Source organism: Bacillus sp. B.PNR1, from assembly GCF_030386235.1.
Classification (GTDB): domain Bacteria; phylum Bacillota; class Bacilli; order Bacillales; family Bacillaceae; genus Bacillus; species Bacillus stercoris.
The window spans coordinates 638,600-661,731 of sequence record NZ_JANYMN010000002.1; the positions used below are offsets into that span (position 1 = coordinate 638,600).

At 44.1% G+C, this 23,132-nt stretch carries 24 protein-coding genes; 23 read left to right on the forward strand and 1 reads right to left on the reverse strand.

Going from position 1 to position 23,132, the window contains the following annotated elements:
* The first annotated feature begins 107 nt into the window (after positions 1-107).
* From NZD81_RS14580 to NZD81_RS14680, 21 genes are all read left to right on the forward strand, one after another.
* Positions 108-1,283, forward strand: coding sequence for an ATP phosphoribosyltransferase regulatory subunit (locus tag NZD81_RS14580; protein ID WP_289860941.1), 1,176 nt, complete (start codon positions 108-110; stop codon positions 1,281-1,283).
* Complete coding sequence (gene hisG, locus NZD81_RS14585) at positions 1,276-1,917, forward strand: ATP phosphoribosyltransferase (RefSeq protein ID WP_040081700.1); 642 nt, start codon at positions 1,276-1,278, stop codon at positions 1,915-1,917. Before NZD81_RS14580 ends, hisG begins: the two co-directional genes overlap by 8 nt.
* The gene (gene hisD, locus NZD81_RS14590) at positions 1,914-3,197 is read left to right on the forward strand and encodes a histidinol dehydrogenase (protein WP_071582359.1); all 1,284 of its coding nucleotides are present in this window, start codon (positions 1,914-1,916) and stop codon (positions 3,195-3,197) included. The genes hisG and hisD overlap by 4 nt, the downstream gene beginning before the upstream one ends.
* Positions 3,194-3,778, forward strand: a complete 585-nt coding sequence (hisB, locus tag NZD81_RS14595; RefSeq protein ID WP_289860942.1) for an imidazoleglycerol-phosphate dehydratase HisB — start codon at positions 3,194-3,196, stop codon at positions 3,776-3,778. Before hisD ends, hisB begins: the two co-directional genes overlap by 4 nt.
* Positions 3,779-4,417, forward strand: a complete 639-nt coding sequence (gene hisH / locus NZD81_RS14600; protein ID WP_289860944.1) for an imidazole glycerol phosphate synthase subunit HisH — start codon at positions 3,779-3,781, stop codon at positions 4,415-4,417. It begins immediately after the preceding gene.
* Positions 4,414-5,151, forward strand: coding sequence for a 1-(5-phosphoribosyl)-5-[(5-phosphoribosylamino)methylideneamino]imidazole-4-carboxamide isomerase (hisA, locus tag NZD81_RS14605; protein ID WP_289860945.1), 738 nt, complete (start codon positions 4,414-4,416; stop codon positions 5,149-5,151). Before hisH ends, hisA begins: the two co-directional genes overlap by 4 nt.
* Positions 5,148-5,906, forward strand: a complete 759-nt coding sequence (gene hisF, locus NZD81_RS14610; RefSeq protein ID WP_172640933.1) for an imidazole glycerol phosphate synthase subunit HisF — start codon at positions 5,148-5,150, stop codon at positions 5,904-5,906. Before hisA ends, hisF begins: the two co-directional genes overlap by 4 nt.
* On the forward strand, positions 5,903-6,532 hold the full coding sequence (gene hisIE / locus NZD81_RS14615; RefSeq protein WP_072173464.1) for a bifunctional phosphoribosyl-AMP cyclohydrolase/phosphoribosyl-ATP diphosphatase HisIE: 630 nt from the start codon (positions 5,903-5,905) through the stop codon (positions 6,530-6,532). Before hisF ends, hisIE begins: the two co-directional genes overlap by 4 nt.
* 245 nt (positions 6,533-6,777) lie before the next feature.
* Entirely contained in the window at positions 6,778-7,491 is a 714-nt protein-coding gene (locus NZD81_RS14620) for a lipoprotein YvcA (protein WP_289860946.1), read from the forward strand.
* Positions 7,481-9,367, forward strand: a complete 1,887-nt coding sequence (locus NZD81_RS14625) for a DUF6792 domain-containing protein (protein WP_289860947.1) — start codon at positions 7,481-7,483, stop codon at positions 9,365-9,367. Before NZD81_RS14620 ends, NZD81_RS14625 begins: the two co-directional genes overlap by 11 nt.
* Before the next feature lie 14 nt (positions 9,368-9,381).
* Entirely contained in the window at positions 9,382-9,741 is a 360-nt protein-coding gene (locus NZD81_RS14630; RefSeq protein WP_289860948.1) for a hypothetical protein, read from the forward strand.
* 166 nt (positions 9,742-9,907) lie between these two features.
* A complete protein-coding gene (gene bmrA, locus NZD81_RS14635; RefSeq protein ID WP_289860949.1) occupies positions 9,908-11,677 on the forward strand; it encodes a multidrug resistance ABC transporter ATP-binding protein/permease BmrA in 1,770 nt (589 codons plus the stop codon).
* A gap of 125 nt (positions 11,678-11,802) precedes the next feature.
* Positions 11,803-13,257, forward strand: coding sequence for a tetratricopeptide repeat protein (locus NZD81_RS14640; RefSeq protein WP_040081721.1), 1,455 nt, complete (start codon positions 11,803-11,805; stop codon positions 13,255-13,257).
* A 380-nt stretch (positions 13,258-13,637) separates the two neighbouring features.
* Positions 13,638-15,047 carry a peptidoglycan DL-endopeptidase CwlO gene (cwlO, locus tag NZD81_RS14645; RefSeq protein ID WP_014665493.1) on the forward strand — a complete coding sequence of 470 codons (1,410 nt, stop codon included), beginning with the start codon at positions 13,638-13,640 and terminating at the stop codon, positions 15,045-15,047.
* 205 nt (positions 15,048-15,252) lie between these two features.
* Positions 15,253-16,203: a thioredoxin-disulfide reductase gene (trxB, locus tag NZD81_RS14650; protein ID WP_003228139.1), complete on the forward strand. Its 951-nt coding sequence runs from the start codon at positions 15,253-15,255 to the stop codon at positions 16,201-16,203.
* Between the two features lie 318 nt (positions 16,204-16,521).
* Positions 16,522-16,998 (forward strand): 8-oxo-dGTP diphosphatase, encoded by a 477-nt coding sequence (locus tag NZD81_RS14655; RefSeq protein WP_080478281.1) that lies wholly within the window; start codon positions 16,522-16,524, stop codon positions 16,996-16,998.
* Positions 16,999-17,022: 24 nt separating this feature from the next.
* Positions 17,023-17,910, forward strand: a complete 888-nt coding sequence (gene rapZ / locus NZD81_RS14660; protein ID WP_003235371.1) for an RNase adapter RapZ — start codon at positions 17,023-17,025, stop codon at positions 17,908-17,910.
* A 1-nt stretch (position 17,911) separates the two neighbouring features.
* The gene (mgfK, locus tag NZD81_RS14665; RefSeq protein ID WP_040082505.1) at positions 17,912-18,865 is read left to right on the forward strand and encodes a gluconeogenesis morphogenetic factor; all 954 of its coding nucleotides are present in this window, start codon (positions 17,912-17,914) and stop codon (positions 18,863-18,865) included.
* A gap of 22 nt (positions 18,866-18,887) precedes the next feature.
* Positions 18,888-19,838, forward strand: coding sequence for a DNA-binding protein WhiA (gene whiA, locus NZD81_RS14670; protein ID WP_003243775.1), 951 nt, complete (start codon positions 18,888-18,890; stop codon positions 19,836-19,838).
* Positions 19,839-19,861: 23 nt separating this feature from the next.
* Positions 19,862-20,119, forward strand: coding sequence for an HPr family phosphocarrier protein (locus tag NZD81_RS14675; RefSeq protein WP_003219835.1), 258 nt, complete (start codon positions 19,862-19,864; stop codon positions 20,117-20,119).
* Positions 20,120-20,884 (forward strand): arylamine N-acetyltransferase family protein, encoded by a 765-nt coding sequence (locus NZD81_RS14680; protein ID WP_206869027.1) that lies wholly within the window; start codon positions 20,120-20,122, stop codon positions 20,882-20,884. It abuts the gene before it with no gap.
* A gap of 35 nt (positions 20,885-20,919) precedes the next feature.
* On the opposite strand, the gene NZD81_RS14685 is transcribed toward NZD81_RS14680, so the two are convergent.
* Positions 20,920-21,129 carry a hypothetical protein gene (locus NZD81_RS14685; RefSeq protein WP_014665489.1) on the reverse strand — a complete coding sequence of 70 codons (210 nt, stop codon included), beginning with the start codon at positions 21,127-21,129 and terminating at the stop codon, positions 20,920-20,922.
* Between the two features lie 146 nt (positions 21,130-21,275).
* Between NZD81_RS14685 and psdR the strand changes: the two genes are divergently transcribed.
* Positions 21,276-21,989, forward strand: a complete 714-nt coding sequence (gene psdR / locus NZD81_RS14690; protein WP_014665488.1) for a two-component system response regulator PsdR — start codon at positions 21,276-21,278, stop codon at positions 21,987-21,989.
* Complete coding sequence (gene psdS / locus NZD81_RS14695; RefSeq protein WP_282373635.1) at positions 21,983-23,053, forward strand: two-component sensor histidine kinase PsdS; 1,071 nt, start codon at positions 21,983-21,985, stop codon at positions 23,051-23,053. Before psdR ends, psdS begins: the two co-directional genes overlap by 7 nt.
* The last annotated feature ends 79 nt before the right edge of the window (positions 23,054-23,132 follow it).

Consider the following 23,132-nt stretch of genomic DNA (forward strand, 5'->3'; position numbering starts at 1 on the left):
GTTAAGCATTGATTTTCATTCTTTCATCTGCTAACATATTATCATATTAGCGAACTAAAGGATTTGGAATTTTCCTTCATAAGATGACAACGGAGGTGCGCGGGTTGATGTTTATGTTTGAAAAACCGCACGGCATGAGAGATACACTGCCCGGTTTATACGAAACGAAAAAAAAGGTGAGACGATCGTTAACCGATTTGATTGATAAATGGGGATATCAATTTATGGAAACGCCGACACTGGAGTTTTACGATACCGTTGGCGTCCAATCAGCAATAGAAGAGCAGCAGCTGTTTAAGCTTCTTGATCAGGACGGCAAGACATTGGTGCTTCGACCGGATATGACGGGGCCGATTGCAAGGGTGGCAGCATCAAAGCTTTTGAAACACGATCATCCGCTCAGAGTCGGCTATGCGGCAAATGTATTCAGAGCTCAGGAGCGTGAAGGCGGACGTCCTGCAGAGTTCGAACAGATCGGAGTGGAGTTAATCGGTGACGGCACGACGAGCGCGGATGCGGAGGTTATTTCTTTAGTCGTCGGTGCATTAAAAAACACTGGGCTGGCATCCTTTAAAATTGCCATCGGCCATGCCGGTATTGCGGATGCTTTGTTTGTTGAGGTGCTCGGAAACGTTGAACGGGCTGATGTGCTGCGGAGGTTCTTATATGAAAAGAACTACGTCGGCTACAGAGAGCATGTCAAATCTCTCCCGCTTTCCTCCATTGATAAAAGCAGGCTGCTTGAGCTCCTCGAATTGCGGGGCGGCATAGAAGTATGCGGACGTGCTGAGGAAATCGTCGATTCTGCACAAGGAAAAAGCGTGGTTGATGAACTGAAGGCGCTGTGGGATATTCTTGAGGATTACGGATGTACGGAAAATGTCCGCCTGGATCTGAATATGGTCAGCCACATGAGCTATTACACAGGGATTTTATTTGAAGTGTACGCTGAGAATGTCGGTTTTGTCATTGGAAGCGGCGGCCGTTATAACAAGCTGCTGGGCCATTTTGATTCACCTGCTCCGGCAACAGGCTTTGGGCTTCGGATCGACCGGCTGATTGAAGCCCTTCATATGAAAGACGAACCTTGTGATATAGATGCTGTTATTTTCAGCAAAGAGCAGCGGGCGCAAGCCATCGCTTATGCGAATGAAGAACGGATGAAAGGGAACAAAGTGGTTCTTCAAGATTTATCGGGAATAGAAAATATCGACCAGATGACAAAATCTTTTGCAAACGTCACTTATTTTATCGGTGCCAGAAAGGAAGAGCAAAATGGGTAAGTTACTCACAATGGCGATGCCAAAGGGCCGGATATTTGAAGAAGCGGCAGGGCTGCTGAGGCAGGCGGGCTACAAGCTCCCTGAGGAGTTTGAAGATTCAAGAAAATTGATCATCGATGTGCCGGAGGAAAATCTCCGTTTCATATTAGCGAAGCCGATGGACGTAACCACGTATGTGGAGCATGGCGTGGCAGACGTCGGAATAGCGGGCAAGGATGTCATGCTGGAGGAAGAGCGCGATGTGTATGAGGTACTGGATTTGAATATCAGCAAATGCCACTTGGCAGTCGCCGGACTTCCGAATACAGACTCGAGCGGCGTAGCGCCACGAATCGCGACAAAGTATCCGAATGTGGCCTCCAGTTATTTCAGAGAGCAGGGAGAACAAGTCGAGATCATTAAGCTCAACGGTTCAATTGAGCTGGCCCCCCTCATTGGACTTGCAGATCGGATAGTGGACATTGTTTCCACAGGACAGACGCTGAAGGAAAATGGGCTTGTAGAAATGGAGCACATTTGTGACATTACCTCCCGCTTTATTGTCAACCCGGTAAGCTATCGAATGAAAGACGATGTGATTGACGAAATGGCATCCCGCCTATCTCTTGTTGTGGAAGGAGAAACCGCAAAATGAAGATCAAAACCATCAGCGGAGCGGAGCGGCTTTCTCTCAAGCGTTCCATCGATGCCGGAACGGAAGAGCAAAGAAAGACGGTCCGGTCCATTATTGAAGATGTGAAGGCAAACGGTGATCAGGCGGTCCGCAGCTATACAGCGAAATTTGACGGCATCGACATAAACAGCCCGCTCGTCACAAAAGAGGAAATTGAGGAGGCATACACCTCGCTGGATTCACATCTTCTTCAAGTGATTAGGCAGGCAATCGAAAATATTAGGGAATATCACGAAAGACAGCTGCAATCCTCCTGGTTTTATCACAGAAAGGACGGCACAATGCTGGGACAGAAGGTGACGGCGCTTGATTCCGCCGGTGTATATGTGCCAGGGGGAACGGCCGCATACCCTTCATCTGTTTTGATGAATGTGATTCCGGCGCTCGTAGCGGGCGTTGAAAGAATCGTTCTCGTCACTCCTCCGGGAAAAGACGGTCGGCTGTCTTCGGGGGTTTTGGTTGCTGCTGCTGAGCTTGGCATAAAAGACATTTACAAAATGGGCGGCGCTCAGGCGATTGCGGCGTTAGCATACGGAACAGAAACCATTGAGCCGGTGGATAAAATCACGGGTCCGGGCAACATTTATGTCGCGCTTGCCAAACGAGAAGTGTTCGGCGATGTCGATATCGATATGATTGCCGGACCTAGTGAAATCGTCGTGCTGGCTGATGAAACAGCGATACCGCATGAAATTGCGGCCGACCTGCTTTCGCAGGCGGAACACGATAAGCTCAGCTCATGTGTGTTTGTCACAGATTCCATGGCACTGGCCGAGGCGGTTTCAGCCGAGGTGAATGAGCAGCTGAAAACCTTGCCGCGACGAGAAATAGCGGAAGCTTCGGTGAGTGATTACGGTTGTATCTATGTGGCAGACACAATGGATGAAGCGATTGATACCGTCAATACGCTCGCGCCAGAGCATTTAGAAATCCTCACACAGTCTCCGGAAGCTTTGCTTGGCAGCATCAAACATGCGGGTGCGATTTTCTTAGGCAGATACAGCCCTGAGCCTGTCGGTGATTATTTCGCCGGGCCAAACCATGTGCTCCCGACAAACGGAACAGCCAGATTTTCAAGTCCTTTAAACGTAACGGATTTTCAAAAGAAATCGAGCATTATTTCTTACAGCCAATCAGCCTTTGAAGAGCATGCCGAAAGCATCGCGGCTTTTGCCAGACTGGAAGGGTTAGAAGCCCATGCCAGATCAATTGAAGCGAGAGAACGGAGGAATTCTAAATGAGAAAAGCGGAACGCGCCAGAAAAACAAACGAAACAGATATTGAGCTGGCATTCGCAATAGACGGCGAGGGACAAGCGGATATCAAAACAGACGTGCCGTTTATGACACACATGCTGGATTTATTCACGAAACACGGCCAATTCGATCTTTCCATAAACGCAAAAGGCGATGTTGATATAGATGATCACCACACGACTGAAGATATCGGCATCTGCTTAGGACAGGCGCTGCTTGAAGCGTTGGGTGATAAAAAAGGAATCAGACGCTATGGCTCGGCGTTTGTGCCGATGGATGAGGCACTTGCTCAAGTTGTGATTGATTTAAGCAACCGGCCGCACTTGGAAATGCGCGCTGACTTCCCGGCGGCGAAAGTCGGAACTTTCGATACGGAGCTTGTACATGAATTTTTGTGGAAGCTGGCGCTCGAAGCCCGGATGAACCTGCACGTCATCGTTCATTACGGCACAAACACACACCACATGATTGAAGCTGTTTTTAAAGCGCTGGGGCGCGCGCTTGATGAAGCGACAATGATCGATCCGCGTGTTAAAGGAATACCGTCAACGAAAGGGATGCTGTAAATGATCGGCGTGATAGATTACGGAATGGGCAATTTATACAGTGTCTCAAAGGCGCTTGAGCGTGTCGGCGTACCGTACTTTGTTTCTGAAAAGCCCGAGGCGCTGAAAGAAGCCGATGCCTTCATTTTGCCGGGAGTCGGTTCATTTGGAGACGCGATGGACAATTTGCGCCACACGAAGCTCGATCAATTGATTCACGATATGGTCTCAGAGGGAAGGCTGCTTCTCGGGATCTGCCTTGGCATGCAGCTTTTATTTGAAGAAAGCGAAGAAAACGGCACCGCTTCAGGGCTCGGGCTGCTAAAAGGAAAAGCAGTCAGGCTGAAAGCAGAAGATGAAAAAGGAAACAAGCTGAAGGTTCCGCATATGGGCTGGAATCGCCTTTCCTTTCATAACGAATCTCCGCTGCTGTCTGAAACAGAACAAGGCTACGCTTACTTCGTTCATTCTTATTACATTGACGGGATGGAGGGTGATGCGCTTCTGGCAAGCGCCGATTATGGTGTGCGAGTGCCTGCTGTAGTCGGAAAAGGGAACGTCTTCGGCGCCCAATTTCACCCGGAAAAAAGCAGCACGGTCGGAATGTCCATCTTAACCCAATTCACGAAAATGGCAGCAGAACAGAAGGTGAAAAAATGAGTGCTTTTACATTATATCCGGCAATTGATATGAGAAACGGCAAATGTGTCCGCCTTGTTCAAGGGGATTATAATAAGGAAACGATATATGGCGATTCACCGTACGACATGGCTGCGTTATTTGCGAGAGAGGGTGCCGAATGGATCCATCTCGTTGATCTCGACGGGGCCAAAGAAGGGAAAAGAGTGAATGACCGCCATGTGATTGAGATTGCGCAAAAGCTGAATCTGAACGTTGAAATCGGCGGCGGGATCCGTTCTGAAAATGACGTCTATGAATATTTATCAGCAGGAGTCGATCGGGTGATCCTGGGAAGTTCAGCAGTTTCTAATCCTCCGTTTGTCAAAAAAATGCTGAAACAATATGGTGAGAAGATTGCCATCGGACTGGATGCGAGAAACGGTTTTGTTTCAACAGAGGGATGGCTGGAAATATCAACCCTTAAGGCAGCTGAACTGGGCAAAGAGCTGGCCAATGAAGGTGCGGAAGTCTTTATTTTTACTGACATCGCAACAGACGGAATGCTGTCAGGCCCAAATGTTCAAAGCACGGTCGAGCTTGCTAAGGAAACGGGGAAATCGGTGATCGCGTCCGGCGGAGTCAGCTCTGTCGCGGATCTCGAAGCCCTCGCCCGCTATCAGGCGGATGGCGTCTCTGGAGCGATCATCGGAAAAGCGCTGTACATCAATCAGTTTACGCTGAGCGAGGCGCTTGAAAGGGTGAAGCGCAAATGATCACAAAACGAATTATTCCATGTCTTGATGTCAAAGAAGGGCGCGTTGTCAAAGGAATTCAATTTCTCGAATTGAAGGATGCCGGTGATCCGGTTGAACTTGCCGAAGTGTACGACCGGGAAGGTGCGGATGAACTGGTCTTTCTTGATATCTCCGCCTCGCATGAAGGACGAAAAACGATGGTTGACGTTGTGGAGCAGGTTGCCGCGAAGCTTGCGATTCCGTTTACAGTCGGCGGCGGCATCAATCAGCTCAGTGATATGAAAACGATTCTGCGTGCCGGAGCAGACAAAGTGTCGGTGAACACGGCAGCTGTTCTCCGCCCTGAGCTGATTACAGAAGGAGCCGAGTTTTTCGGTTCTCAATGCATCGTACTTGCCATCGATGCCAAGTATGACAAAGAATCTGACACATATAAGGTCTACACGCACGGCGGCAGAAAGAAAACAGATTGGGAAGTCACCGAGTGGGCAAAAGAAGGCGTCAAACGCGGGGCAGGAGAAATATTGCTGACAAGCATGGACTCTGACGGTGAGAAAAAAGGGTTTGACCACAGGCTGACAAAGCTTGTTTCTGAAGCTGTCCCCGTCCCTGTAATCGCCTCGGGAGGCGCGGGAAACGCGCAGCATATGCTTGAGGCTTTTACAAAAGGGGAAGCCGACGCTGCGCTGGCCGCCTCAATTTTTCATTATAAAGAAACATCAATTAAAGAAGTGAAATCATACTTGAAAGAGTACGGGGTGAATGTGAGATGAAACAGGCAGATGAACTGCGTTTTAACGAGGACGGATTAATTCCTGCCATCGTGCAGGATGCGGCAAGTAAAGAAGTGCTGACACTTGCCTATATGAACAAGGAATCGTACGAAAAAACACTGGAAACGAAGGAAACATGGTTTTACAGCCGCTCACGCCAAGCGCTATGGCATAAAGGAGAAACCTCAGGGAACACGCAAGCCGTCAAAGGTATCCGGTATGACTGCGACCAGGACGCGTTGCTCGTACTCGTAGAACCGTCAGGCCCGGCATGCCACACTGGCAGCTACAGCTGTTTTACAAAGGAACAAACAGAAGAACAGGCCGCGGGCCGATTCGGCATCATGAACGAACTGGAGCGCGTAATCGCCGAACGCCAAGCGGAAATGCCTGAAGGAGCTTACACCACGTACCTCTTTCGTGAAGGCGTCGATAAGATTTTGAAAAAAGTCGGAGAAGAAGCATCCGAAGTCATCATCGCCGCGAAAAACCGGGATCATGAGGAACTCAAATGGGAAGCGGCAGACCTGCTGTATCACCTGCTTGTCCTGCTCAGAGAACAAGCCTTGCCGCTGGATGATGTGCTTGATGTATTGAAAAAACGCCATTCTGAGAAAGAAGAGTAAAGAGCCGTATGATACGGCTCTTTTTGTTTTGTGAAAAAAGTAATAGGTATTTAGATTTATATTAGGTGTTATATATGATTAGTTAATAAAAGGAGATCAAAACAGAGTCCGATTTCCTATTTATCCAAATTCCGCCATGATGTAACATGAAAAAGGATGAAATAATCATCTCTTAACCAGGTCAATAGAATTATTTTTGATATAAAAATAAAATACTATTCTCACAAAACCCGTGGAGGTTCGTAATGAAAAAGATTATCTTTATTTGCTTCAGCTTATTACTTGCCCTGACAGGAGGATGCAGTATGAATGACAATGATAAAAACAGCACAAATGACAATAAAACAGAAGCGGTAAAACCAAAAGACATGGATCCCAAGGATCTGCCTCAAGTACCTGCGTTCCAGGACGAGAAAACGAGAGAGTATATGGTGTCAACAAAAGAACAGGAACCAGGATATTATTTGCTGGAATCTAAGCTGAAAGGGTTTAGGATGTTGTTTCCGGAGGATGGGGAGTATTCCGACTCTGAAACTTCAAAGACAAACGAGTCACTGTTTTTCGACAGTATTAATAATAAAACGAATATAGTAATGAATGCTTCATTAAAGTTCTATCAAAATGAATCATTTATAAACAACCCTGAGACCATGTTGGACATTGTTAGTGGTAAAAATGAATACAAAGGTAAATTTGAAAAAATAGAAGCAAAGGATAAGGATATTTATTTTGCTCCAAAACAAGAAAACTTTGATAACCAAGAGAGCCCATCTTATATTTATCTTGGTTATATAAAATCAAAAAAACAAGATTATTTAGGAATGGAATATTCTTTTATGTTTAGCTGCTCAGCAAATGTACAGACATGTAAGCAAAATCCAAAGGGCTATGAAAAAAAGGTTAAAAAAATATTAAACTCTGTTACCTTCAATTTAGAGGAGAGGGAAGATGGGAAATAAAAATATTTTTGAAAATGAAAATATAAAACTACGTCTTATAAATTTAGAATACAGTTATAAACAGAAATTCGCTTCTTCCGATCCCAAAGTAATACAAGAAGCTAAGAAAGACTTTGAAGAAGACATTCGAAGAATCTATAAGGAAGAAACTCATCAAGAACTCACGCAAAATATTGAAATTTATACATCTAAAGAGCTTGTACACCAGAATAAAGAATCTGGCTATGATGGTACTGCTATTCATATTGTAGATAAAAAGCACGAAGTGAATCAGTTGCAAATTATTTCTGAAGGTAGCGCAGATAATAAAGACTGGACTTATAATTTTTTTGGGTTGTTTCTTGGAATGGAAGATAGCCAATATAATGCAACGAAAGAGTTTACTAGAGAAGCCAAAAAGAAAGCTGGCAAGGATGAAAGTTTAAAAACGTATAGTATGGGGCATTCACTTGCCAATAATAATCAAGTAATGGTGCAATTAATAGATGGGGAATATGATGAGGTTTATGGAGTGAACGGAGCTCAAATAAGTGTAGATCACTTATTAAAAGCAGATGATCATTTAAGGTACACAATGATTAAGAAGTTCAAAGTGAATACATTTAAAGAGTTAAATTCAATTCCAAAAGATGACCTTAAAAAAGCCATCACCCAATATTACAAAGACAAAGGCGTAACAGCAAACATCACCCAACGCATCTCAAAAGATGACCCGCTGTATGGAGTCAGCGGCAAGGCCGATTTTATTACATTCGGTGATGTGAAGATGGCAGATACTAATACAAGTGTAAAAGGCATTCGAAACATTATGGATGGGATTCCTGACGAAGATGTGAGGTCAATTCAAAAATTCCTTCAAAAATATAAGGATGACTATGAAAAAGACGGCTTGAATGGTTTTATAAAGGCAGCCAGTGGGATAGACATAGACCTAATAGAAAGAGTGAAAAACACAGACGGTGCTTTAAAGAAAGTAAGTGTCCTATATGAGCATTTTGATGATGTAAAGCAAATGTATGGCCGAATAAAAGAGGAACTGCCGTCATTTTTAGGTTTTCTCCATACCTTGTTGAGTACCAGCGGGCCGGTCGTAGATCAGTTAGCTGAAAATGGGTATATTGATGAAACGCAAAAGATAGTCATCAAAAAAGAATTAACGAATATTAACGCGAGTATGCGAGGCATAGAATCACGCTACGAACATTTCATTGACCATCTAAAGCATGGCCAATTTATGCAAGCTTTAAAAGACGTTGGTGAAATAGTGGACTATGTAAAATCAATTCTGTCCTCATTGAAAACACTCGACACAGAAACAAAAGACGCACTAAAACTCATCGTCGACGGCCACAGCATCGTTCAAATGCTCAACGCCTTGTCGAAGGAAAAAGGCTTCAGCTATAAAGGCTCAGATATTTATTTTACAGGCAAGAGCGGCTCGGGAGAAACAATTCAAGTCAATCTCTCATCCGCTGTCAGAATCTATCAAAACGGTATGAAAATCGTTGAGGATATGGAAGATGCGATTTCTCAGTACCAGAAGGTTTACAGTCAGGAAATAGATGAAGACTTCATAGACAAAAAACAGGCGATCACCACGGCGATTCATCATATGGAAGAAAACCCTTCGCATTATGCCTTCGATCTTCAATTCCGGCTTGCAGCTGGTTTCAGCCACACATTCGATAAATTGGAAAAAATCTCAGTTCATGAATCATTCCACACAGGTGCGCTTCCTGTTAATGATGGAATTGTTGCTGAATTAAAAAAACAGACAACAGAAAAAAGAGATTTTATCAAAAATATCCGCGAGAGTATTGAAAAGCTGTTTGAAAAAGAAGAAATGATTTCTCAGTTATTTGATTTTCAGCCTTAGGAGGAATTTGAAGAGTGACTTCCTTATTTTCAGAAAGTGAAACAGAAATTGTATCAACCACCTATATGTTTCTGACCAAAGATGAAATGAAGGGGAAAGCGGGCGCCCTCAATCAACCGATCAACGACTTTCTCAGCCTGACAAAGAAATTTGAGTCTTCATTAAAAGAGGAAATCAAGGGGCAAAAAGGATTGATTGTAAAAAAAATAAAAGAAGAACTTGAGTCGAAAAGCGAAAAACGAAAAGCTGCCCTTCAGATGATAAAAGAAGAACATACCGCAAAAGTGGATCGGTACAAAATGATAATTGAAGACCTGCGGCAGCAGGATGTAACATTGACTTACAGAAAAAAGAAGCCAGTGAAAGATGACTAACATAAAAAATCTCCTATTCAAACAATGAGTGGGAGATCTTTTATTTTCACCACGGCAAAAATATACTGAAAAAGTCTCTCGCCATTGATATGATTGAGAAAGAGTAAAAATCATCCTTTTGCTATGACTTTTCACCTTTCTGAACGCTGAAACAGGAGGAAAATATATGCCAACCCAGAAACAAAAATCTCAAAGTAAATTGAAACCCTTTTTTGCCTTAGTAAGACGGACCAATCCTTCTTATGGAAAGCTCACCTTTGCGCTTGCCCTCAGTGTAGTAACCACGCTGGTCAGCCTGCTCATTCCATTATTAACGAAGCAGCTTGTCGATGGTTTTTCTATGTCAAATCTGTCAGGCACGCAAATCGGTTTGATCGCGCTGGTGTTTTTCGTTCAGGCGGGTTTAAGCGCTTATGCCACCTATGCGCTTAACTATAATGGACAAAAAATCATTTCCGGGCTGCGGGATTTATTATGGAAGAAATTAATTAAGCTGCCTGTCTCTTATTTCGATACAAATGCTTCCGGAGAAACAGTCAGCCGTGTAACGAACGATACGATGGTTGTCAAAGAATTGATTACAACCCATATCAGCGGATTTATTACAGGCATCATTTCTGTCATTGGATCATTGACAATCTTGTTTATTATGAACTGGAAGCTGACACTGCTTGTGTTAGTGGTCGTTCCGCTGGCCGCTCTTATCTTGGTGCCGATTGGACGGAAAATGTTCTCCATTTCACGGGAAACACAAGATGAAACGGCTCGTTTTACAGGCCTGCTGAATCAAATTCTCCCGGAAATTAGACTTGTTAAAGCTTCAAATGCGGAGGATGTCGAATATGGGCGCGGGAAAATGGGGATTTCCTCATTATTTAAGCTTGGCGTTCGTGAAGCTAAGGTTCAATCACTTGTCGGCCCGCTTATCTCACTCGTGTTAATGGCAGCGCTTGTCGCAGTGATCGGATATGGCGGCATGCAGGTATCTTCAGGCGAGCTCACGGCCGGAGCGCTCGTGGCTTTTATTTTATATTTGTTCCAAATTATTATGCCGATGGGCCAAATTACAACATTCTTTACACAGCTGCAAAAATCAATCGGTGCAACAGAACGAATGATTGAGATCTTGGCAGAGGAAGAGGAAGATACAGTGACGGGAAAACAAATCGAAAATGCGCATCTGCCTATCCAGCTTGATCGCGTGTCTTTTGGATATAAGCCCGATCAGCTGATCTTAAAAGAGATCAGTGCCGTCATTGAAGCAGGGAAAGTGACAGCGATCGTCGGTCCGAGCGGCGGGGGAAAAACGACGCTGTTTAAGCTGCTTGAACGCTTTTACTCTCCGACTGCAGGGGCTATTCGGCTGGGGGACGAGCCGATTGACACTTATTCGCTTGAATCGTGGCGGGAGCATATCGGATATGTATCACAGGAAAGCCCGTTAATGTCGGGGACTATCAGAGAAAATATTTGTTACGGATTAGAACGAGATGTAACAGATGATGAGATCGAAAAAGCCGCGGAAATGGCCTATGCGCTCAATTTTATAAAGGAGCTGCCGAATCAGCTTGATACAGAAGTTGGCGAACGCGGCATCATGCTGTCAGGCGGACAAAGGCAAAGAATCGCAATTGCGAGAGCGCTTCTCCGTAACCCAAGCATTCTTATGCTTGATGAAGCCACTTCAAGCCTTGACAGCCAATCTGAAAAGTCAGTTCAGCAGGCGCTTGAGGTGCTGATGGAGGGCCGCACAACAATTGTTATCGCTCACCGCCTATCTACTGTTGTAGACGCGGACCAGCTTTTGTTTGTTGAAAAAGGGGAAATTACCGGTCGTGGAACACACCATGAATTAATGGCTTCCCATGATCTTTATCGGGATTTTGCTGAACAGCAGCTGAAAATGAACGCGGATTTAGAAAACAAAGCCGGGTAAATTTTGGTCGAATCAGCCAATAAAAAAGAGGAGGGAATTTCCCAATCCTTCCTTTTGAACTATTGAGGGGCTTACGATTTATGGTATACTACTGACGGTAATATTGTATAAAACGGAGGGTAGTTGTGGGAAAACACACTTCTGAACATAAAAATCACGCACAAATTGTCCAGCTGCTTCAAGATGGACAATATTTTTTTCATAAAGGCTTGAAAGCGTATAAAGAGCGCAATCTGAAACGGGCAAGCAAACTGATTCAGCGCGCGGTTCATTTGGAGCCGGAGGATTCAGAGATGCTTTCACAGCTTGCGGTCATTTACTCGGAAATGGGCCAGTATCAAGAGTCGAACGATCTTCTTGACTATATCATGGCTAATCTGGAGGCCGAAATGCCGGAGTGCCATTACTTTAAAGCGAACAACTTTGCCCACTTGGGGCTCTTTCAAGAAGCTTATAAAGAAGCGGCCGCATATTCTGATGCGGACCCGGACGGTGAATTCGCGGAAGAAAACGATAGTCTGCTTGATTTGCTCGATCTAGGGGACGATGGCATTGAGGATTCGTTGTATGATCAGGATGAACTGCTGATGAAACAGGATCGGGCAAAATCATTGCTGGAAAGCGGCCAGCTTGCTGAAGCGGTTGCCGCGCTTGAGGAAATCACAGCTGAATATCCGGAGCTTTGGTCAGCATACAACAATCTGGCGCTTGCCTATTTCTATTCCGGAAACGTTGTAAAAGCGAAGCAAACCGCGTATGAAGTGCTTTCTCATAATGAAGGAAATCTTCACGCTTTATGCAATCTTCTCGTTTTCTACTATTATGAAAGAGAAGATGAAAAAGTGGCGGAATTGAGTGAGCAGCTTTCTAATGTCTATCCAATGCTGTTGGAACAGCGTTATAAACTGGGTGCTACCTTGGCGCTTGTCGGCCGTTACGAGCTTGGGTATAAATGGCTCAAATCATTATATAAAACCGGCTTTGAAGGTGACGACACATTCTTTTACTGGCTCTCGTGCTCTGCTTATTTTACGGGGCATACCGACTTTGCCGAGACGATCTGGAGAAAAGTCGAGTCGCAATATCCCGGAGAAGACCGCCCTGCGCCTTGGGTTGAGCGAAGGGAAGCACTTCCTTCATCTGTAGAACAGCGTCTCGCAGCCTATTATATCAGCAGTACAAAGGGAGAAACGGAGCATCTTGAAGCGGTAATACGCTCAAAGAGAATTACCGCTCCTTTTGAAAATCACTTTGTAAAGCTGCTTTTGAATGGAGACTCTGTGGCAGCCGACGTTTCAGAGGATGCGCTGTTCGCCTATCAAACGGTCAAATTATTAGAGCAAGCTGAAAAAGAAGAGATGACAACAGAAGTCATGAGCTGCTGGGTTTTCCATGTCATCCAGCAAATCCGCGCAGCCGCTCCGTTGAAGAATGAGAAAGGCTGGGCGGCAGCGATCTGTTATATTTGGAAAGAAGCCCATGGCAAGCAAGACACGAAAAAAGACACAGCAGCCCGATTTGGCATCTCTCCGGCAACGTTGACGAAATATATGAAATATATTGATGATATTCTAGAATAGTATATTTTGAAGAGTCGATTTGTTTAATCGACTCTTTTTTTGTTTGATAGATTATATTAAGAAAATAATATCGACAGTTTTTTTACACGCTTAAGAAAAATGACAAATGATGTGTGGCTTGACATCTGTTTGAAACATAAATGTAATAAAATTTATCGCTAATTTGTCGAAACTTGATGGTATAATGATTCTCGTACATAAGGAATTAGTGTTTTTTACATATGATGTGAAATAAACGCTATACAACCAGAATAAGAGATGCACAGAATAATTAACCATAAACAACCATCATTCCTCGTAGAGTATGAGGAACGAAACTTGATGTTCAAAATACGATTCCAAATGAGGACAGGTTCACAGTAAAAGGGAGGATATAAAAAGTGAGAAAGAGTTTAATTACACTTGGTTTGGCTTCCGTCATCGGGACAAGCAGTTTTTTGATCCCATTTACAAGTAAAACTGCATCGGCGGAAACATTAGATGAAAAGAAACAAAAAATCGAAAGCAAGCAATCTGAGGTTGCATCCAGCATTGAAGCGAAGGAAAAAGAATTAACTGAGCTTCAGGAAAATCAATCAAAGATTGAAAAAGAACTGCAAGACATTAACGCTAAGGCGCTTGATACAAGCAACAAGATCGAAGATAAAAAAGAAGAAAATGATAAAACAAAAGAAGAAATCAAAAAACTGAAAAAAGAAATTAAAGAAACAGAAGCACGCATCGAAAAACGCAATGAAATCCTGAAAAAACGCGTTCGTTCTTTACAGGAAAGCGGCGGATCTCAAGGATACATAGATGTTCTTCTAGGATCAACAAGCTTTGGTGACTTTATCTCTCGTGCGACTGCGGTCTCATCTATTGTGGACGCAGACAAAGATTTAATCAAACAGCAAGAGCAGGATAAAGCGAAGCTCGAAGATTCTGAAGCGGATTTGAATAACAAGCTGAAAGAAGTTCAAGCTGCATTGGCTAAATTAGAAACAATGCAAAAAGACCTTGATAAACAGCTTAATGAAAAAGACAAGCTTTTCGACGAAGCAAAAGCAAGCCAAAAGAAAACGGCTAAAGCGATTTCTGAATTAAAATCAGAAGCGTCTGAACTTGCAAATCAAAAAGCAAATACTGAAGCTGAACAAGCTCGCATCAAAAAAGAACAAGAAGCAGCTGCTGCTTTGATCAAAAAGCAGGAAGAAGCACAAAAAGCATCTGATGAAACACAAACAGATGACAGCCAAACGGCTACAACTGAATCAGCGAAAGCAAGCTCATCTGATGATTCTTCAGACAATTCTTCTAACGGTTCATCAAACAGTTCGTCTAACGGCTCATCTTCTAAGAAGAGCAGCGGTTCAAACAGCAATTCAGGCGGCACTGTTATCAGCAACTCCGGCGGAATTGAAGGCGCGATCAGCGTTGGTTCAAGCATTGTAGGACAATCTCCTTACAAGTTTGGCGGCGGACGCAGCCAATCTGATATCAACAACCGTATTTTTGACTGCTCATCATTCGTACGCTGGGCATACGCTTCTGCAGGTGTTAACCTTGGACCTGTAGGCGGAACAACAACTGATACGTTAGTTGGCAGAGGACAAGCTGTCAGCGCGTCTGAAATGAAACGCGGGGACCTTGTGTTCTTTGACACTTACAAAACAAACGGACACGTAGGAATCTACTTAGGAAACGGTACTTTCCTAAACGACAATACATCTCATGGCGTATCTGTTGACTCTATGAGCAATCCTTACTGGAAAGCAGCATTTAAAGGCGTTGTAAGACGTGTTGTTCAATAATAAATATGACAAGGGCCTTCTATAAACAGAAGGCTCTTTCTTTATTAACATATACCCTTTTCGAATACATTTAATCGTGTTGAGCAAAAAAATAGCGTATCACCATGAGATTTTATAGGATATGGGTAAGGAATACGTTTGATGGGGATTCTTATCTTATAAGAAAGAGCCCAAACTTGAAAAGATGGTTTAAGGAGTGAATAGTGTGTCAGAAGAAAAAATTTATGACGTGATTATAATCGGCGCGGGCCCTGCTGGGATGACGGCCGCTGTATACACATCAAGAGCGAATTTATCAACATTAATGATTGAAAGAGGAATTCCCGGCGGACAAATGGCCAATACGGAAGATGTAGAAAACTATCCTGGATTCGAAAGTATCCTTGGGCCTGAGCTTTCTAACAAAATGTTTGAACACGCGAAAAAATTTGGTGCTGAATACGCTTATGGCGATATTAAAGAAGTCGTTGACGGCAAAGAGTACAAAGTGGTCAAAGCCGGTTCAAAAGAATATAAAGCGCGTGCCGTCATTATTGCTGCAGGTGCGGAGTATAAAAAAATCGGTGTGCCTGGCGAGAAGGAATTGGGCGGACGCGGTGTATCTTATTGCGCGGTATGTGACGGGGCTTTCTTTAAAGGCAAAGAGCTTGTTGTTGTCGGCGGCGGAGATTCTGCTGTTGAAGAAGGTGTGTACCTGACACGTTTCGCTTCCAAAGTAACGATCGTTCATAGACGTGATAAACTCCGTGCGCAAAGCATTCTTCAAGCGAGAGCATTTGATAATGAAAAAGTTGACTTCCTATGGAACAAAACCGTGAAAGAAATTCATGAGGAAAACGGCAAAGTCGGTAACGTAACGCTTGTCGATACGGTAACCGGTGAAGAAAGTGAATTCAAAACAGATGGCGTATTCATTTACATCGGCATGCTTCCTCTATCTAAACCGTTTGAAAACCTGGGCATTACGAATGAAGAAGGCTACATCGAAACAAACGACCGCATGGAAACTAAGGTTGAAGGGATTTTTGCTGCCGGAGACATTCGCGAAAAATCACTGCGCCAAATCGTAACGGCTACAGGAGACGGAAGCATTGCGGCACAAAGCGTTCAGCATTATGTTGAAGAGCTCCAAGAAACGCTGAAAACCTTAAAATAAAAAGGGCTGTCATACGAGTTTCACATTACGTTACTGGGTTTTAATTCCGCTGTAACACATGTGTAATGCTTTTCGGTTATGATTAATAAAGTAATTGACCCCCTTTTTATAATGAATACACTTTTTTGGCACGGATTCTCCAGTTATCCGTGTCCTTTTTTTGTCCAAAAATAAAAGATGAATGCCAATTACAGCAAAATCATCTGAATTAACGAAAGAATATGCTGTAAAATAGAAGAAAAGATTGTCAATGTCTCTTCATTGTGGGAGGCATCTTGAAGCGGTATAATAAAGAGACGATGACAGGACGAAGGTTAGGTGACGTACTTGCAAAGAGTGACAAATTGTGTGCTTCAGACGGATGACAAAGTTCTTCTGCTGCAAAAGCCGAGACGCGGCTGGTGGGTCGCGCCGGGCGGCAAGATGGAGAGCGGAGAATCAGTCAGAGACTCCGTCATCAGAGAGTACAGAGAAGAGACTGGTATCTATATCATAAATCCTCAATTAAAAGGCGTTTTTACCTTTATTATTAAAGACGGTGACCACATTGTCTCCGAGTGGATGATGTTTACGTTTGTCGCTGATTCTTATACAGGACAAAATGTATCAGAATCAGAGGAAGGCAAACTGCAGTGGCACGATGTCAATGACATTCAGAGCCTGCCTATGGCCCCTGGAGACGGCCATATCCTTGATTTTATGATGAAGGGACAAGGGCTGCTGCACGGCACATTTACGTATACACCGGACTTTGAGCTGCTCAGTTATCGTTTAGACCCGCAGCACATCAAATAGAAAGACAAGTCAGGGGGGAGAAAGATGAGTGTTAGTGAATCACATGATATTCAGCTTGTCATTATAACCGGAATGTCGGGAGCGGGGAAAACTGTCGCCATTCAAAGCTTTGAAGATCTCGGCTATTTCTGCGTCGATAATCTTCCGCCTTCATTGCTTCCGAAGTTTTTAGAGCTGATGAAGGAATCAAATTCGAAAATGAGCAAAGTTGCGCTCGTGATGGATCTGCGCGGCCGCGAATTTTTTGACCGGCTGATTGAAGCGCTGGATGAAATGGCCGAGAATCCGTGGATCACACCGCGAATTTTATTCCTGGACGCGAAGGATTCCATTCTCGTCACGAGATATAAAGAAACGAGACGCTCGCATCCACTTGCAGCGACTGGCCTGCCGCTTGAAGGCATTGCGCTGGAACGAGAGCTGCTTGAGGAATTAAAAGGCCGCTCTCAGATCATTTACGATACATCTGACATGAAGCCGCGTGATTTACGCGAAAAAATTGTAAAGCACTTTGCCTCAAACCAAGGAGAGACATTTACCGTAAATGTGATGTCATTTGGTTTTAAATACGGTATCCCGATTGACGCAGATCTCGTCTTTGATGTCAGATTTTTGCCGAATCCGTACTATATCGAAAGCATGCGGCCGCTGACTGGCAAGGATGAAGAGGTTTCCTCTTACGTCATGAAGTGGAATGAAACGCAAAAGTTCAATGAGAAATTAATTGATCTGCTGAGCTTTATGCTTCCATCTTACAAAAGAGAAGGAAAAAGCCAGGTCGTCATTGCGATCGGCTGCACAGGGGGCCAGCACCGCTCTGTGACACTTGCCGAGAATCTAGCTGATTATTTCAAAAAGGATTACTATACTCATGTTACTCACCGGGACATTGAAAAGAGAAGCCGGAAATAAGATGGGACAAAAACCGAAAATCGCAATCTTTGGCGGCGGTACAGGCCTTTCTGTATTGCTTCGGGGCCTAAAGCATAAACCCGTTGACATCACGGCCATTGTAACAGTTGCCGATGATGGGGGAAGCTCTGGCCGTCTGCGGAATGAACTGAAAATTCCGCCTCCCGGAGACATCAGAAATGTGCTTGCCGCTTTATCCGATGTGGAGCCGCTTGTTGAAGATCTTTTTCAGCACCGCTTCAATAAAGGGAATGACTTAACAGGCCATTCTCTCGGGAATTTGATTTTGGCAGCGATGACAAATATAACCGGTGATTTTTTTCACGCTGTCACAGAAATGAGCAAGGTGCTGAATGTAAGAGGGAAGGTTTTGCCGGCTGCAAATACCAGTGTTGTTTTGCATGCTGAGATGGAGGACGGCCGCGTGGTCTCAGGCGAGTCAACGATTCCGGCATACGGACAGCGCATTAAGCGTGTTTTTCTCACGCCTGAACAGATTGACCCGCTGCCGGAAACGATAGACGTGATCAGGGAAGCGGATTTGATTATTATTGGCCCGGGAAGCCTCTATACAAGCATTCTTCCCAATTTGCTCGTCCCAAAAATCGGGGAAGAAGTGATAAAGGCACCGGCGAAAAAAGTATACATTTGCAACGTGATGACTCAGCCCGGTGAAACGCTCCATTACACCGCTGCTGATCATGTGAAAGCGCTCAATCAGCATATGGGCTGCGGTTTTATTGATACGATATTAGTGAACAGTGAAGACATTCCCGACGAAATAAAGCGTAAGTACGAAATGGAATCCGCACGTCCTGTTGATTTTGATATCGATGAGCTGAAAGCGATGGGGCTTGAAGTCATCAGAGACCAAATCGTAACGTATAAAAATGACGTAATTCGTCACGATACACATAAAGTGGCCTCTCTTCTTGTTGATTTACTGAAAGAATGAAGCCTTGAAATGAGGTGGCTATATGTCATTTGCATCAGAAACAAAAAAAGAATTAACCAATCTGGAAGTGAAAGACTGCTGCATTAACGCCGAGCTGTCTGCACTCATCCGGATGAATGGAGCTTTATCATTTACAAACCGCCATCTCGTACTCGATGTTCAAACCGAAAACGCGGCGATTGCCCGCCGCATCTATACATTGCTGAAAAAACAATATGACGTGTCGGTCGAGCTGCTGGTCAGAAAGAAAATGCGGCTGAAAAAGAACAACGTCTATATTGTGCGTTTTTCAGAAAATGCAAAAGCGATCTTAGAGGATTTAAAAATACTCGGGGAGAATTTTGTGTTTGAACGAAGTATTTCGAAAGAGCTGGTCAAAAAGAGATGCTGCAAGCGTTCTTATATGAGAGGAGCATTTTTGGCAGGAGGTTCGGTCAATAACCCGGAAACCTCCTCGTATCATTTAGAAATCTTCTCTCTTTATAAGGAGCATAACGATTCATTATGTGACCTGTTAAATGAGTTTCAGTTAAACAGCAAAACGCTTGAACGGAAAAAAGGCTACATCACCTATTTAAAAGAGGCTGAAAAGATTACAGAGTTTCTGAACGTAATCGGCGCTCACAACTCGCTTCTGCGATTTGAGGATGTCAGAATCGTTCGGGACATGAGAAATTCGGTCAACCGCCTCGTCAATTGTGAAACAGCCAACCTAAACAAAACGATCGGCGCTTCGCTGAGACAGGTGGAAAATATTAAATACATCGATGAAAGAATCGGCCTGGAGGCGCTTCCTGAAAAACTTCGGGAAATCGCGCAGCTGCGGATTGACTATCAGGAAGTGACGCTGAAAGAGCTGGGGGAAATGGTAGCAAGCGGGAAAATCAGCAAGTCAGGGATCAATCACAGGCTGAGAAAACTTGACGAAATCGCAGAACAGCTGCGGACAGGGCAAACCGTCACTTTAAAATAACCGTAAAGAAAAGGGGAGATCTTATGGTTCAACAGAAAGTGGAAGTTCGATTAAAGACAGGACTGCAAGCACGTCCTGCTGCTTTGTTTGTACAAGAAGCAAACCGGTTTACGTCAGATGTGTTTCTTGAGAAGGATGGGAAAAAAGTAAACGCCAAAAGCATCATGGGGCTGATGAGCCTGGCGGTAAGCACAGGCACTGAGGTTACCTTGATTGCCCAGGGAGAAGATGAACAAGAGGCGCTGGAGAAGCTGGCTGCTTACGTTCAAGAAGAAGTTTAGGTGATAAAAATGAGTGACTTTCTAAAAGACTGCTTTCAGAAAATCGGCTGGGAGAAAGACCATGTCAGCTTCGGCGATCTTCCCCTTTTTCTCAAAGCAATGGCATACCGTTTTCCATTTGAAAACCGCGCCGTACTCGCAAAAGAGAATTATAGGGTAACAAAAGAAGATCTATGGCGGCGCCTGGTCAAAGAACAGCACGGCGGCCTATGCTACGATTTAAATGGTTTCCTTTATTTTGTCTTGCGTGAGGCCGGGTTTCATGTGAAGCTCATTCGAGGAACGGTTTATGCAGGCAATCAAGAGGGATGGGCGCTAGAAGGGACGCATGCTGCTGTATTGCTGTCTGCGGAAAACGGCGATTACCTCGTTGATATTGGTTTCGGCATCAACCTGGCGCTTCAGCCGATACCGATTTCCGGAGAAACGGTACAGTCACCAGTCGGGTCATTCCGAATCAAAAAAGAAGAGACAGAAATGGGCAGCCATGTGCTGCTGATGGACAAAGGAGAAGGCTGGCAAATTGGGTACGCCTTTACCCTTGAAGAGAGCGATCTCTGTGATTTAGATAACATGAAGGACATGATTCACTCTCATGAAAAATCTCCTTTTAACAAATCACCGCTTGCCTCAAAGCTGACACCGAGCGGAAGGATGGTCATGTCAGACCGCCATTTCACGATTCATGAAAACGGCGGTGACATTCAAAAAAGGGATATCGGCCCTACAGAATTTGAAGAGAAATTAAATACTCATTTTTTGTAACGTAAAAAGCTTGCAGGTTATCTGCAAGCTTTTTCTTATGAGCAAGTGTAGATTGCTGTATCAAATGCGTCTTCAGGGATATACAGTTTTCCCTTTTCGTATTTATAAGGAATTTCATTCTCTTTAAAGCACTCTTTGGTATAGTCAGTTAGTGTATCTCCAATTTCTATGTATTTCCCGGTATAGTTGGGCTGACATGCTGAAAGAATTGACGTAATGGCCAGAAACAGCATGATTTTCTTCATCACGACACCTGCCTATTATGAAAATTTTACCTATACCATTCTATCATAACGAAAAGAAAAAGACCGATTTACTATTCTGCACATGCTATAATAATTTTGGAATCTTCTAGAAAAATCATCGTGATGTACATATAAGGGGGATCAACGTGTATCAGATTTTGCTTGTGGAAGATGATGAGCGGATTGCTTCTTTGCTGGGCGGTCATCTTCAAAAATACGGATATGAAGTAAAAATTGCTGAACAGCTGAATGATATAAAATTGGAATTTGCAGAAATGAAGCCTGATCTTGTCCTGCTTGACATCAACCTTCCTTTTTTTGACGGGTTTTATTGGTGCAGGCAAATACGTACGATTTCTAATGCGCCGATTATCTTTATATCAGCACGGACCGATGAGCTGAATCAGGTAATGGCGATTGAAAATGGCGGCGATGATTATATCACAAAGCCGTTCCATCTAGAGGTAGTGATGGCCAAAATCAAAAGCGTCCTGCGCCGCACATATGGTGAATATTCGCCCTCTTTGCCGCAGGAATCAAGAATAGTGGAACTTGGCGGGCTGACGATTTATCCTGATCAGAATGAAGCGGAGTGGAACAGTGTCCGGATTTTGTTTTCCCAAAAAGAATTCCAGCTTCTCTCGATTTTTGTGAGGGAGCATAAAAAAATTGTCTCCCGTGATGTGCTATTGGAGGCGTTATGGGATGACGTTGATTTTGTCGATGACAACACGTTAACGGTCAATGTCAACCGGCTGCGGAGAAAACTGGAGAATGCCGGACTGAAAGATTGTATTTCAACAATCAGAGGACAAGGCTATCAATTTCAAGTCAATCGGAAGGATGAAGCGGAGTGTTAAAGACGTATCTCATCGACCGTTTCGCCATTATACTATTTTCATTATTAGGGATAGGGGCCAGCATGCTGATTGCGTATTTAAGCATCATAGAGAGCGGCGCAGAACCATCTAAAGAAAATATGGTGTATATATGGATTTTGCCTGGTGTTCTTCTAGCTACCGGTTTTGCAGCTGATTACGTTCGGCAATATTCCTTTCTCACCTATGTCAAAAAGCTTGCAGAACAAGCGTCTGCTGCAAATGACATCGGACAGTCTTTGAAAGCCCGAAAGCCAAGAACAGGAGAGCAAGCGCTTTGGACGAAAATGATCAACGCACTCGGACAGCAATACGAAAGCAGGTTCTCACAATATATCAATCAGCAAAAGCAGCATTATACCTTCACCAATCAATGGGTCCACCATATGAAAACACCGGTATCCGTCATTTCCTTAATGATTCAGGAAGGAAAAAGCGGAACCGCACCCTCTTTTCCGACGTTTTTAGAGGAGCTGGAGGATGAGAATGAGAGATTTCGCCACGGTCTTGATATGATGCTGCAAACGGCTCGTCTGGAGGAATTTTCCTTTGATGTAAAACCGCAAACCTTTGATTTGGCAGAAATGGTTCGTTCACTGATCAATCAGGAAAAACGTCAGTTTATTAAACGGCGCCTTTTTCCAACATTACATGTGCCGCCAAATGCCGTTCAGATTTCCAGTGATCAAAAGTGGCTTTCCTTTGTTGTCGAGCAAATCCTTTTCAACGCTTTAAAATATTCAAAGCAAGGTGTTGGAGACCCTATTACAATCCGGATTGAAACACAGGGACATGAGACACGATTGTCGGTTGCCGACGAAGGAATCGGTATACCACCGCAGGATCTGCCGCGGATTTTTGACGCGTTTTTTACCGGAGAAAACGGACGAACCATGAAAGAGGCAACTGGAATGGGCCTTTATTTAGCAAAACAGGTGTGCAGCCGTCTCGGCCATAAGCTGTATGCGGAATCAAAAGAAGGGGCTGGCACTGTGATGACCATCGTGTTTTCAAGTGACACCCTCGTGAATGTGACAGCATTGTAAGGTTGGGGAGCGGAATTGCAAGAAAGTTCGATGGGAGGATGCTGACTTCCTTTTTATAATAAAGAAAAAGGAGGAGCAG

What these genes read in the sequence shown, in the direction of transcription:
- hisA (WP_289860945.1), top strand. Translation starts at nt 4,414, where the DNA reads ATGAGTGCTTTTACATTATATCCGGCAATTGATATGAGAAACGGCAAA.
- hisD (WP_071582359.1), top strand. Translation starts at nt 1,914, where the DNA reads ATGAAGATCAAAACCATCAGCGGAGCGGAGCGGCTTTCTCTCAAGCGT.
- hisIE (WP_072173464.1), top strand. Translation starts at nt 5,903, where the DNA reads ATGAAACAGGCAGATGAACTGCGTTTTAACGAGGACGGATTAATTCCT.
- NZD81_RS14685 (WP_014665489.1), bottom strand. Translation starts at nt 21,129, where the DNA reads ATGAAGAAAATCATGCTGTTTCTGGCCATTACGTCAATTCTTTCAGCA.
- hisF (WP_172640933.1), top strand. Translation starts at nt 5,148, where the DNA reads ATGATCACAAAACGAATTATTCCATGTCTTGATGTCAAAGAAGGGCGC.
- NZD81_RS14620 (WP_289860946.1), top strand. Translation starts at nt 6,778, where the DNA reads ATGAAAAAGATTATCTTTATTTGCTTCAGCTTATTACTTGCCCTGACA.
- NZD81_RS14625 (WP_289860947.1), top strand. Translation starts at nt 7,481, where the DNA reads ATGGGAAATAAAAATATTTTTGAAAATGAAAATATAAAACTACGTCTT.
- NZD81_RS14580 (WP_289860941.1), top strand. Translation starts at nt 108, where the DNA reads ATGTTTATGTTTGAAAAACCGCACGGCATGAGAGATACACTGCCCGGT.
- hisB (WP_289860942.1), top strand. Translation starts at nt 3,194, where the DNA reads ATGAGAAAAGCGGAACGCGCCAGAAAAACAAACGAAACAGATATTGAG.
- mgfK (WP_040082505.1), top strand. Translation starts at nt 17,912, where the DNA reads ATGGGACAAAAACCGAAAATCGCAATCTTTGGCGGCGGTACAGGCCTT.
- bmrA (WP_289860949.1), top strand. Translation starts at nt 9,908, where the DNA reads ATGCCAACCCAGAAACAAAAATCTCAAAGTAAATTGAAACCCTTTTTT.
- hisG (WP_040081700.1), top strand. Translation starts at nt 1,276, where the DNA reads ATGGGTAAGTTACTCACAATGGCGATGCCAAAGGGCCGGATATTTGAA.
- hisH (WP_289860944.1), top strand. Translation starts at nt 3,779, where the DNA reads ATGATCGGCGTGATAGATTACGGAATGGGCAATTTATACAGTGTCTCA.
- whiA (WP_003243775.1), top strand. Translation starts at nt 18,888, where the DNA reads ATGTCATTTGCATCAGAAACAAAAAAAGAATTAACCAATCTGGAAGTG.
- NZD81_RS14675 (WP_003219835.1), top strand. Translation starts at nt 19,862, where the DNA reads ATGGTTCAACAGAAAGTGGAAGTTCGATTAAAGACAGGACTGCAAGCA.
- rapZ (WP_003235371.1), top strand. Translation starts at nt 17,023, where the DNA reads ATGAGTGTTAGTGAATCACATGATATTCAGCTTGTCATTATAACCGGA.